Consider the following 11,929-nt stretch of genomic DNA (forward strand, 5'->3'; position numbering starts at 1 on the left):
TTCGCCTCTTTTTTCGGTTCTGGGTTGTATTGAATATTCAGTAAACATTAAAATGTTTTACCCCCAACAGAGAGAAGAATCAGGAGAAAAGACTGAATAGGCCATGAAAATTTCCCAAAAAAGCATGGAATTATATTGGATGAAAGTTGAGGTTATCTTCAGTGCTTACTCTTTATTCCTCCCTCCTCTTTCCTCCACTATCCTTATTGGACAAGGGATTGAACGGACTTCTTAACTTTTTGGTTAAAAAGAAAAAAGACTGGACCTGTTATTGATCCAGCCTGAATTTATATTGATTTGCGATTGGGAAATAATCCGAAACAACCTTGATACATACTATTCTCCCGCTCCCTTTCCACCCACGTTTCTCCCCCCAGGTTCAAACTTTTTAGCAGGAGGGAAGAACTTTTTAGTTGAGGTTCAAGGATTTTAGTTGGGAGATATAATAGAAATAAGAAGAATAACAAATATGGAATTGAAAGAAGAGACTTTATTTATTATCATAAAATGGTATTGACTATTTCATCAAAGGGTGTGGAATTATGGCTAAGATTGTTTACGTAAAAAGTTCTCGTGGTTCTGATATTTATGAGATTGGTGATTATGAAATCCGTATTCCAGAGAAGGTACAGTACAGTTTTAGAACTAATCAAAATGAGCCTTACACTGAAGAAGAAGGAGTTATGTTATCTCACAAGACTATTACCATCAAAAATAAGCTAACAGAAGCAAAGACAACAAAAAGATGTTATCAATCAGATGATATTCTTGTTGAAGAACTTGAGGCTGACTTTAATACCAATCAAAAGCAATTTAAGTGGGTTTAATAAAATCAAAAAGGACCCCTTGGGTCCATATATTTTTTATATAATTCATATATGAAATTAATTACGTAAACTTTCAACTAATATATTTGATAATCTCTTGGAATGACTTAAGAACCTCTTCAGCATTGTTGTACCTATCATCTATATTATCTGAAATTCCCTTCATTATAAATTCTTTGAACTCCTCACTCTTAAAAGAATCTATTTTTATTTTTCCAGTCATAACAAAATAGATTAATCTCGTAATGGCGTAAGTTTCATGACGAATCTCATAATTGGAAAAGCCAATAATCTCCAACTTAGGGTCATTCAACGAACCTTTAAATTCAGTATTAATAGAAGTAAGCGTACTATCTTTTGTCTTTACCAGTCCAAAATCTGAAATTTTTATTACATTTAATCCACCATCATACTTTTTTATCAAAACATTTCTTGTACTAACATCCCTATGCAGCACTCCTTTACCGTTAATGTAAATAAACGCCTTTAAGATTTGCTTAACCAATCCAATTCTTTCAATTGCAGATAAATTCCCATTATTGGCAGTAATATATTGATCTAGTGTTTCATCTGCATATTCCATTATATACTGATGGTTTTCCTCGTTATAATGGAAGACTTCGATAACATAAGGTGAATTTAATTTTTTCATTTCCTCAAATTCAAGTCTAAATCTCTCATACTCTTTTTCGGTCAGATTTTTGTATGCTTTTTTAACAGCAAACGTTCTGTTATAATATTCATCTTTATATTTATGTACACTAGCATAAGAACCATTACCTATGGGCTTAGTCGGAAACAAGACTTTTTTCCTCGATCTTGGTATAGAAACGATTGATTGGAGGAAAAAGATTGGTTCATTTTCTATTAAATTAATCTTTTCAAAACCTTGTGGTATCTGGCTACCTCCACTCGATTGTAAAAAGGTATCACACTCATTCAATATTTTTTTATAATATGGAATTAAATCAAAGTTGTAGTCTGTGTTTTTCAAGTTGGATTGAACTGTCTTAACTTCTTCACTTAAATACATCAAGTCCCTGCTCTCATGTGCATTATAGTGTCCATTGGAAAGTCTTCCGTTTAGATATTTGAATAAACGATTTATCTCAAAATGGATTAGTGAAAAAAAATTTTTCAAATTATTAGGTATATCATCATAAAAATCTATGTATCTATTTATATTTTCCTCACCAAATCTCTCAATCATATCCTTCATCTTATTCTTTAAATATATTGAATTTCTGTCTTTAACAAGCACCTCTTAATTCCCCCTTCAGTTTATCCCAAGATTTGGTATTAGAAAAACATTGTTAAAATAAATAATATATTACTTCTTCAGTATGTTTTTTCTCAGCCAATTTTGGATATTATCTTTCTCCTCTGGTATGAAGAAGTTTATAAACTCAACTAGAGACTTCACACCTAGGCTTCTGGAAAATTGCAACACAAGTTCAGGATTATCATAAACCCTAAGATTTTTAAGGTAAGCGGTCCCATTAACATTTTCTATCTGGTGTAAAATATTTGTAGTATGTACTTGATTTGAAAAAAGATTGTATAGTGTCAGATATTCAACTAGATAACCATATTTTTTCGAAAGTTCTCTCAAGCTCTTCGGTCCCTTAAATAAGCTATACCATTTTGGGTGTTTTTGCCCCTTTTTATTTATCAAATATCTCCACTCAATCTTAATGTTATTATATTCCTCCCTTTGTAAACTATTGAAAATCTTCTCTCTCTCAATTTTCATTTTTTTAATTTCCCCATTATTATTTTCAATCCCCATGAATCTCCTGACTTTCTTTCCATCCTCTTTTGGGGTTAGTAGCAAATCCGCTAGATGGAGTTTGTCCTGAAGATATGAGTAATGATAAGATAAGGCCCTTACCTTTGGGTTTCCAATAGGGTCAACTATATATAGAAAGTACAAGATGTTTTCAAATAAATCCCTATTTATTGATTCTGCTGCTTTTTCAGATTCATTTTCTAACAAAATAAAAATTGCATCTAGCTTCTCTATTATCTTTCTATACAATAGCATTGTTATCGTTAGATAATCTGGAACTACGCCGTACTTTTTTGATAGTTCCTTTGCAGCTAGGTCGAATACCTCTAGCTGTTTCTGTATTATTAGGCCAATCTTATCTAAATCAGTATCTATTTTTGCCACCACTGTCACTTCACCTCTTAGTTTACCTTTAACCACATAGTTTTAAGTATTTAGATATATTATATCTTATTTTAAATTTACGCTACATAAGCAAATAAAGGTACCCATTGGATACCTTCGTCAAAATTTATACTTTTAATCAATACATTTGGATATGATTTCATGTACTTCATGATAAAATTCGGATTTTATCCTTGCCTTTTTTAACACTTTCCAGACCTTTATTTCTTCTCCCGCTCCCTTCATTTCCTTAATAACATTTCGAACTCTTCTTTTCCGAAACTCTTCCTCCGATTCCTTAACCTTTTCTATAAAACACTTTGTTTTCGGCATTTTGTCCAAATGTTGTTCAAGTAGATCCCTTTTTCCAATGCTATCTCCTAAACTCTTGATGGTGATTCTTATCATTTTCTCTTTATTGTTTTTTAGTTTCTCAAAAGCCTCCTGAACCAGCAAAAGAATCTCATCGTCTCTTTCATACCAATCTACTCTTTTGTTCGTTATCTGTTTCCTCACCAAGGTAGGAGAGTTGCTATTTAACCATTCACGGTCATTCCTATAGAGAAAGGCATATGTTGCAGGGCTTATTTTCCTTAGTTGAGTCTTAGAAGAATTCGGATGGCACTTCTGTAGTTCCAACCATTCTCTACGGTGTTTATTAGTATCTTTCCCTTTCTTCTGTGAAATATCTTCATGTTGTCGCTCACTTACACCTCTTAATTCCTTTTCGTATTTAATCACTGTATTTGTATCAACTTTAAGTGTTCGAGCAATTTCACGATAACTTAGTCCTTGATCTAATAAAACCCGTAGTTTATCTTTCCAAACTGAACCGAATTCCATTACCCTAGTATATTTGCATCGGTCTTCATCAGCTTTGTCTACCCCTTTCCTTGTATAAGAAAAACCACAAATTGAACAAGTAAACCTTCCAATTGGCTTCTTTGTTTTTTCACAGCTTCTGATAGTTATTTCCTGAATAACATCCTTTTTATAGTGTCTGCAAACAGTGTTTAAACATGGCCAATTTGGTAATCCGAAAGGTTGAAAGGGTAGATTATTTTGAAAAATATCCGTTACACTCAACTGTAAAAATTTCAACAACAAGACATGATAATACGGATGAAATGTTTTTCGATGTTTTCTAGTAATGTTAGATAACCATGAGTTGGATCCACTTGATTGCAGATTGCAATGTAAATCTTGTAAAAATCTATCAGAATAGAATTCTTTGAAATCCATTTGCAACTTTTCCTGATGTACGTATCCGTTTATACTTGCATATCCCTTTTCTATTAAATGTTTACGATAAAATTCAGTATAATGCGTAAAGGAAAAGTGCGTATCTAATGTGTTGTTCAATAAAAAATTAATTTCTTTTATTATTTCTTCATATATGTTTTCGTTATTAATTACGTCTTTTACATTAAATAAATCACAGTTTTCTAATGTTGGAACATCATAGATATGTTTATTTGACTGAATGATTGGCACAGTACTTTCTTTTATCCATACTTGATGTTTACAACAAATAAAATTTCCTGGTAATTGATGAATTCGATGCCAATACAGCTCACCATATTGGTTAAGGTCTTCTTTAAAACATATTGGACAATACTTAAAGTATTTATTTTGCGGGATTGCACTTGCCATCAAACCTGATTGCATAAAAATTTTCCCACCATTATCACTTATCATCGCTTCGTATATACTATTTGCTTTTTCATCAGGAAGAAATGCTGTATACAATGGAAACATTGTGTGGTTTTTAATAAGCATTTGTTCGTTTAGGGTTGTATTTTTTGGCAAACGTTCCGCTAATAATCCTATTCCAGAAGGCAACATTACCGATGCAGATGCTGTTTTTCTTCCAAATAAATCCTCCATTGTATGTTTCAAAAAGAAATTTCCAGAGCGAACATGATACCTTGCAAAAACACTATACAGGATTTCATCTGGATAGGGTGTTGGGAATTGGACAATCATAAGGTAACACCATGTATAGAATAATCACTTTTTATTAGGTCAGCATTAAGTAATGATTCATATGCAGAAATTTGTTCTTCTTTACCTTTTTGAATTATTACTCGTAAATCATTTGCATCTTCTTCAATTTCGTTATTTCCACTTTCGTTTAACATTGAAAATGCCATTTGAACTAACACTGATAACTCCAAAGTTCCGCTTTTCGATAAAATCTTTTGTACAGTCTCATTTGCAAGATTGTTATTAAACCCTAACATTTCTAGTCTAAAAACAGCTTCATTTATGAGCTTGGACTCGTCACTTTTTCTTTGTACTCCTTGTTGAAGCGATTTCAATATCTGTTGTTTATCCGTAGATTCAATTTTCTCTTGTTTAAAATACTCTTTTATATCAGGAATAACCAAGTCATCATAATCGGATAACCTTGAATAATTTTTACTTCTTAACGCCTGTAACATTGGTTGAACCATTTTTAAATCTTCCTCTGCTACCAGCTTTATAAGTTTTGGTGTTATCCTTTCTTTTCCCGTAATAATAGCTCTATGTTGAACCATCATGAACAATTTGATTGCAATATCTGCAATCCCTTGACTTACCTCGTACATTAGGGCAGACAGTTCATCAGTATGTTCGACATCTTCTTTTGTCCATTGGTATTGCCACATTCCTTGGATGAAAAGATCCCAAACTGCATCCTTTTCTAACCGGTCCCAAAATACGCTCCCCATATTTGTATTTCTTCTCGCCTGTCGAAATTGTGATTGTAAAACGTCCATAGCTTTAGGAGTACCAACCATTATAAGAGGGATGTTAATTGTATTAATCAGTGCCGTAAAAAAATTCAACACTTGAACGGAATTAGAATTTTTCATCCCTTTCAAATGCTGCAATTCATCAATTAGCAAGACCCCCAAGTTAATTGACTTTGCTATTTGAGCCATTATTGGCATAAGTTGACTTGTTGACAATCGGCTATTTGCATATCTGTTAAAATAACTCGTCCCCAACAACAAATCCACTTGGTACATAAAATCAAAAATTATTGTTTTTACAGAGCCATCAAACGGAGTCTCTATTTTTAAAAATGTTACCTGATATTGATTTAAGGGCTTACCTTTATAATCAACATGTGAAATAACCTGTGGCATCATTTGTAAAATTCTCTGCATGGTTCGTGTCTTTCCAACACCTGAAACCCCCACTATACTTAGGGTTTGTCCCGTCTGAATCAATGAGTAATCAAGTTTGCCTTCTTTTATGTTATTCCAGTTATCAACAAATCCCTGTGTATATTCCTTTGTTAATGGATTGCGGTGAATATATCCCGCTCTAATCAAACGTGATATAGACGATTCTATCGTTAAATGTATGGGTATAGGTTGAAAATAATGAAGTAATCTCAGGATTAAATGAACTCGTTTATAATTTTCTAAATTCTTCTCTTCTTTATTGTACGGAGGATAAATAGATAAACGGTCGATTACCTCACTTTGAGAATAAATAGGTGGTAACGCCTCTATTAAAGGGTTATTTTGGTATTCAATAATATCTGGATGCTGGTTATATTCAGCCATTTGTGCTTTTGTGCCATTTGGAAGATCAATCATTTCCACTCTCTAACACTTCCTTTTGCTTTTTAAGAAACATTTCCAACTGCAGGTTTTCATCAAATGAATAGCTCTCATCTTCCTGCAAACGTTTAACTTTAGGTATACCATCAGTTGTTCGTCTCTTCATTTCCTTTAAGTTTCGTTCCTGACTGCGGTTTTTTCTTATATCTTTTACATTTTTCTTGACCGATCCGTTTATGGACTCTATTTTTGATTCTTCTTTTGCCCGCTTAACAATTTCTTCTATTTCTTGTGCTAATTTCACTTGACTATTTAGTTCCTCAGCTTCAAAGTCAGTTTTTTGTTGTTTCCGATTTTTTCTCAAGTCATGAACCTCATCAATGTTAGCATTTTTAAACATCCCATATTGGTGTTCGACCAATGTACATACATCATATTTGTTTCGATTAATTCGTATATATATTTTTTCCATACTCTGTGGATCATAATGAATACGGACTTTCCAATTACCTTGAATACGTGCTTTGGAAAACCATCCTTCCTTCATTGCTAATGTTGAAGAATATAATAACCCTTCAAATAGGATGCCTCTTGGTGTTACTAGACCTTCAGTGCTTGGATAAACGTTACTTCTTATAAATTCCATAGACACTGTTCTCAATAGCCCCATTCCTCTTTTCAGCCCCCATTTAAAAATTTCTATCGGGATTGGACGAATTTTATCTTCAATCATTTCCTTAGTTAGTGGATAATTCTGTAGATAATGATGGTTGTTATAATATAAAATACAACGGACCAATATCTGAGAATATTCTTTAACGTTTAAAACACTTTTCTTTCGGTAATCATGTCCGCCTCGTTTCATGAAGTCTTTATGTACAGCCCCTGGAAGAAACGGCTTAATGTGTTCCTGAACAATGTCAAAATACTTCTCTACAACAGCCTTTAACTCTGGACGAAAAGATCCGGTATTTTGTATCCGGATATTTAGGTTTTCAGCAATGCTACTCAAATCATTTGAAATCAATTCACTACCTCGGTCAGCCAAAATAGTATGTGGTAAATATTGAATTGGCCAATCTTCCGATGAGATTTCCATATCAAGCGTCTTTTTACAATATTCCACCTTATCCCCAAAAGTGTTGGCCAATGCCACTCGGAGTGATTCTCCAGACATATTCTGAATTCCTATACCAACACCGACTATAGCCTGTGAATACTGATCCACTGACAAGTACACAACTGGACGACCTATGACTGAATTTCTATCTAGCGAGGAAACTAAATATATATCAGCAATCGTTGCATCTATTGCATATGTGCCAATACCCCCAGAATCTTCCCTTGAAGAACCAGTTATGGCACGATAGTTTTGTAAAAATTCCCTTCTCCCTTCTCTTTTATGAATTGCATAATCTGGCTCGTACCATTTTCGATACCAGTAGTAAAATTGATTAAATGAAGGAATTGGTTTTTCAATATCTAAAACTTTTAATTTAGATTTCCCTTTTTCTTTTACAGAAAAATACTCTTTGAGCATTTGTTGATATGCGTATTTCAATGATGGTTTTGTACGAATAAAGTAGTACTTTTCTAACGATGCTTTAAATATTCTCTTCCATTCATCATTGATCGGTGCTCTCTTAATAGATGAAGAATAATTAAATGGTCTACCAGCCTTTTTTGAAAAAGTTCGTTCTCTATTCAAGTTCCTTCCGCAATTATAATAATCTGGCAGCAAAGCATTCTTCACCATTCCTCTTACCCAAAACCGTTTTAAATAATTGCGAATTGTTTTTTTACTGATATTGAATTTTTCACTTGCTTTATTTACTAATCGTCCTCTTTGTTTTGGAAGGAATATATCAGGAGTAATATAGATAGATTGAATTACTTCCCATGCTTTATCTCGCTTCTCCTTTTCACTCTTAGACAGTTCATCTTCATCTACTATCACGGTCAATGGATCCTCGGTTACTTTTACAAGTTCCCCGATTTGTAATTTGAATTCTATTTCCTGGATTTCAATTGGATATGGAAACGTAGGTCTTTTCAAATCCATAAGGTAAATCCAGTGATAATCACTATCAATCCAAATTATCCGTTCAATTTTTTCGGGTTCTTTATTATTTTTCAAAAGTTCATTAACTGCCAACCGCTTTATTTCTGTCATCATTAATCACCTCTTTCACTTGGACACCATAATCACAAGGCTTTTTTGTTAAATAAATTTTCCTTGTCAAATCCATCTGTACATCTTTTCTTGCAACCAAATGTTTGAATAATACTAGACCTAGACCATTAGATAACTGATATAAATTTTCTATCTTTTCAAACACCTGTTGAAATGAGATATTAGAATCCATTAGTAAAAGCAAGAGATCATTTTTAAGATAAGTAAAGTTCGTAGTCAATTCAGGATAGTCCTGAATATCATACGCAGCTAAAGCCCATCCAATATTTTTAGAAAGCACTTTATTAATCTCGTTTTCTGTTACTATTCCAAAATCAATTCCCTTTTTTGCAAAATATCTTCTTTGCAACTCCAGTCTTTCAATTGTTGACTTTTTTTCCAACTCTGAGGAAATCTTTACAATTCTCGCCTGATAATACGGGTCATCGTCATTTCCTACTTTTGTAACAAAAAATGAAGTTGTAAAAATATGAGGAACTTTGGTTTTTGAATCGAACAATTTCCTACTTAAATCTGAATCAATTAAAAGATCCATTTCATGAAAATCCAACAATGGAAACTGTTCACGTATATCAATGACATTTTCGTCAAATTCAAGAAGATAAAAATAATACAACTGTAAGTCGCTTAGCAAATGATGAACCCTTTGAGTAGTATGGCCGAATGTTCTTGTCGTTCTTGATCTACTAGATATATCATTTATTTGTAACCACGGCTTATAATCTTTTCCCGTTCCTTGACCTCTTCCTTCTTTTAAAAATCTTTTGATCGTTGCTTCATTCCATTCTCGAATCATAAAGTCACTTTCCTTCTATTAAAGATATAGATTGTCCACCGCATTTTGCTTATCCTCAGCATTACTATTTATGTAAAACCGGTACAGTGTATCAATTGAGCTATGCCCTGTTAATATTGCTAAAGTCTTAGGATCCACCTTTCCTTCTTTCAATATATTTGTACAAAATGTATGTCTAGCCATATGTGGTGTCACTATAAAATCAAGTTGAGCTTGTTTACTATACTTTTCCAAGATTTTATTTATCGCTAACCTAGATAATGGACCTCTTTGACCAATCAGAAGTTGATTTGAGGGAACTTTTGGCCTTATTAGTAAATACTCCTTAATGGCATTTACCACTTTGGCATTCAAGTTCACTTTTCTCATCTTGTTCCCTTTTCCACTGCGAATCATGACATAACTGTAATTGTTTTTACCGTTACGCTCGGTAATTAGAAGATCATCAATATGTATAGAAACTAACTCGTTGCATCTAATCCCTGTTCCAAAAAGTAAATAGTAAATCATTATATCTCTTTTATTTCCAGTTGCTTCTATTGTTCTTTTTAGTCGGTATTGATCCTGTTTTTCAAGAACTTTAACCTCATAGTCCCACTCAATATTGTTTTTTTGAAGAACATTTTTCAGTTGTACTACTTCTTGGCAAATTCCTTTTTCACATAAATATCGTTGGAATCGTACAATGCTTTTTATTTTTCTGTTGATACTTGTAACTTTTAATTTTCTAATCAAATTTAGATACTGTCGATATTCTCGAATATCTGTTTCCGTAATGGTTTCCGTTTCATAACCGATGGTGTCAATTAGCCATATTTTAAATTGTTCAATGTCTTTCTGATACGCCTGAATTGTCAAATTGCTTTTTCCTTCGGACTCAAGTTTTACTATAAAATTTTTTATCACTTTTCCTCCTCCATTCAGCAGAAATACAAAAAGGCCTTATTACCCCGGGGCAAAATCTATCATTTTTTTTGATAGACTCCCAAAGGTAATAAGGCCTTTTTGTTTTATATTAATTTCTATAACTTTATTATAGTATTTTTCTCATTTTATTCAAGGGATTCATTCTACTGAAAATAGAAACTTTATAAAACATTTTTCTTTTATTATAAGAAAAAGGGTATAATATACCTAAGATAAATTTGGAGCTTATTTGCTTATTTTCTATCCTAGTATTAAGGGAAAGGCAGAGTGAAAAAAGGTGATTCAATTTGATGAAAATGAATTCGAGAAAAGCTATGAGGAAGAAATAAATAAAATTAATGAGCAGCTTGAAAAGGAAATTTTATTTGCTATGGTTGGCGATGTAAATGCTGGTAAATCCTCAACAATTAATCGTTTAATAGGTGATGATGTAGCTTCTGTAAATCCAAAACCAGGTGAAACTACTTTAGTGAAAAAATATAAATATAGGGATAAAATTATCTTTGCTGATACCCCTGGATTGGATGATATAAATAGTCAAAATTCTCAGGAAACACTTAATTTCTATAAGGAAGCAGACATTATTCTATTTTTTCTCAATGCGGCAGGAACAGTCTTTTCGGAGGGAGAAAAAAAATCCTTTGAAAATATCAAAAAATTTAATAAGAGAATCATTATTGTCTTAAATAAAATTGATGCTGCTGAGGATATTCCAAGCCTTATAAAATTTGTACAGGATTCTATAAATTATGATTTTAAAGTTGTTCCAATCTCGTCCAAAACAGGTGAGAATATTGAAATGCTTAGAAACACTATATTAGACATTCTTAAAGAAACTGGAAAAGATATATTATTTGCCAGGCAAATTAAAGAAAAATCCTCAACTGCAAATAAATGGATAATAGCCGCTGCTACGTCAGCTTCTGCTATTGGTGCAGCACCTCTTCCTGGTTCTGATATTATCCCCTTAACGGGTATTCAAGTGAGCCTAATGGTAAAGTTAGCAGCTTTATATGAAAAATCCCTTACAAAAGACAGAGCTAAGGAATTGGCAATAGCAACGTTGACTGGGAACCTTGGAAAAAGCATTTTTAGGCAGGCTATAAAAGTTATTCCTGGTGCTGGCTCTATTGCAGGAGCAGGAATTGCGGGGAGCATGACACTTGCTTTAGGTTATGGAATAAAATATGTTTATGAAAATAACATAGAATTAGATGTAGATATTTTAAAAACTCTTACAAAAACTTTCATGAAAAAAGAAAAAGTTTTTTAAATCATTTTACAAAGGGATCCATTTTAGGATCCTTTTTATATGTTAATCCTGTCCTCATTACGCTTTCCTCCTTAATGATTTGCAGATTGTGCAAAAAAACAACAGACAATATAAAGTACTACAATATAAAGGCAATAATTTTTGTATTTTCATTTCCACATAATCTTTTTAAATAATTATAA

General features: G+C 32.6%; 9 protein-coding genes. 2 read left to right on the plus strand and 7 right to left on the minus strand.

Annotated features, from left to right (window positions below):
* Window positions 1-542 precede the first annotated feature (542 nt).
* On the plus strand, window positions 543-827 hold the full coding sequence (locus tag BN2144_RS04795; RefSeq protein ID WP_033827183.1) for a hypothetical protein: 285 nt from the start codon (window positions 543-545) through the stop codon (window positions 825-827).
* A gap of 73 nt (window positions 828-900) precedes the next feature.
* On the opposite strand, the gene BN2144_RS04800 is transcribed toward BN2144_RS04795, so the two are convergent.
* The 7 genes from BN2144_RS04800 to BN2144_RS04830 form a co-directional block, all read right to left on the minus strand.
* Window positions 901-2,088, minus strand: a complete 1,188-nt coding sequence (locus BN2144_RS04800) for a protein kinase domain-containing protein (protein ID WP_050632212.1) — start codon at window positions 2,086-2,088, stop codon at window positions 901-903.
* Between the two features lie 69 nt (window positions 2,089-2,157).
* Window positions 2,158-3,000 carry a DUF5677 domain-containing protein gene (locus BN2144_RS04805; protein WP_139017850.1) on the minus strand — a complete coding sequence of 281 codons (843 nt, stop codon included), beginning with the start codon at window positions 2,998-3,000 and terminating at the stop codon, window positions 2,158-2,160.
* Window positions 3,001-3,135: 135 nt separating this feature from the next.
* A complete protein-coding gene (locus tag BN2144_RS04810; protein ID WP_033827185.1) occupies window positions 3,136-4,986 on the minus strand; it encodes a TnsD family Tn7-like transposition protein in 1,851 nt (616 codons plus the stop codon).
* Window positions 4,983-6,593: an ATP-binding protein gene (locus tag BN2144_RS04815; RefSeq protein ID WP_033827210.1), complete on the minus strand. Its 1,611-nt coding sequence runs from the start codon at window positions 6,591-6,593 to the stop codon at window positions 4,983-4,985. The genes BN2144_RS04810 and BN2144_RS04815 overlap by 4 nt, the downstream gene beginning before the upstream one ends.
* A complete protein-coding gene (locus BN2144_RS04820) occupies window positions 6,586-8,730 on the minus strand; it encodes a Mu transposase C-terminal domain-containing protein (RefSeq protein WP_033827211.1) in 2,145 nt (714 codons plus the stop codon). Before BN2144_RS04820 ends, BN2144_RS04815 begins: the two co-directional genes overlap by 8 nt.
* Window positions 8,702-9,547 (minus strand): heteromeric transposase endonuclease subunit TnsA, encoded by an 846-nt coding sequence (locus tag BN2144_RS04825; protein ID WP_042337630.1) that lies wholly within the window; start codon window positions 9,545-9,547, stop codon window positions 8,702-8,704. Before BN2144_RS04825 ends, BN2144_RS04820 begins: the two co-directional genes overlap by 29 nt.
* A gap of 18 nt (window positions 9,548-9,565) precedes the next feature.
* Window positions 9,566-10,453: a tyrosine-type recombinase/integrase gene (locus tag BN2144_RS04830; RefSeq protein ID WP_050632214.1), complete on the minus strand. Its 888-nt coding sequence runs from the start codon at window positions 10,451-10,453 to the stop codon at window positions 9,566-9,568.
* Window positions 10,454-10,751: 298 nt separating this feature from the next.
* On the opposite strand from BN2144_RS04830, the gene BN2144_RS04835 reads away from it, so the two are divergent.
* Window positions 10,752-11,747: a GTPase gene (locus BN2144_RS04835; RefSeq protein WP_033827186.1), complete on the plus strand. Its 996-nt coding sequence runs from the start codon at window positions 10,752-10,754 to the stop codon at window positions 11,745-11,747.
* Window positions 11,748-11,929 lie beyond the last annotated feature (182 nt).

The organism is Bacillus andreraoultii (genome assembly GCF_001244735.1).
In the GTDB taxonomy this organism is placed as follows: domain Bacteria; phylum Bacillota; class Bacilli; order Bacillales; family Caldibacillaceae; genus Caldifermentibacillus; species Caldifermentibacillus andreraoultii.

Coding starts and splice junctions, on each gene's coding strand:
- BN2144_RS04795 (WP_033827183.1), top strand. CDS start 543: ATGGCTAAGATTGTTTACGTAAAAAGTTCTCGTGGTTCTGATATTTAT.
- BN2144_RS04810 (WP_033827185.1), bottom strand. CDS start 4,986: ATGATTGTCCAATTCCCAACACCCTATCCAGATGAAATCCTGTATAGT.
- BN2144_RS04815 (WP_033827210.1), bottom strand. CDS start 6,593: ATGATTGATCTTCCAAATGGCACAAAAGCACAAATGGCTGAATATAAC.
- BN2144_RS04820 (WP_033827211.1), bottom strand. CDS start 8,730: ATGACAGAAATAAAGCGGTTGGCAGTTAATGAACTTTTGAAAAATAAT.
- BN2144_RS04825 (WP_042337630.1), bottom strand. CDS start 9,547: ATGATTCGAGAATGGAATGAAGCAACGATCAAAAGATTTTTAAAAGAA.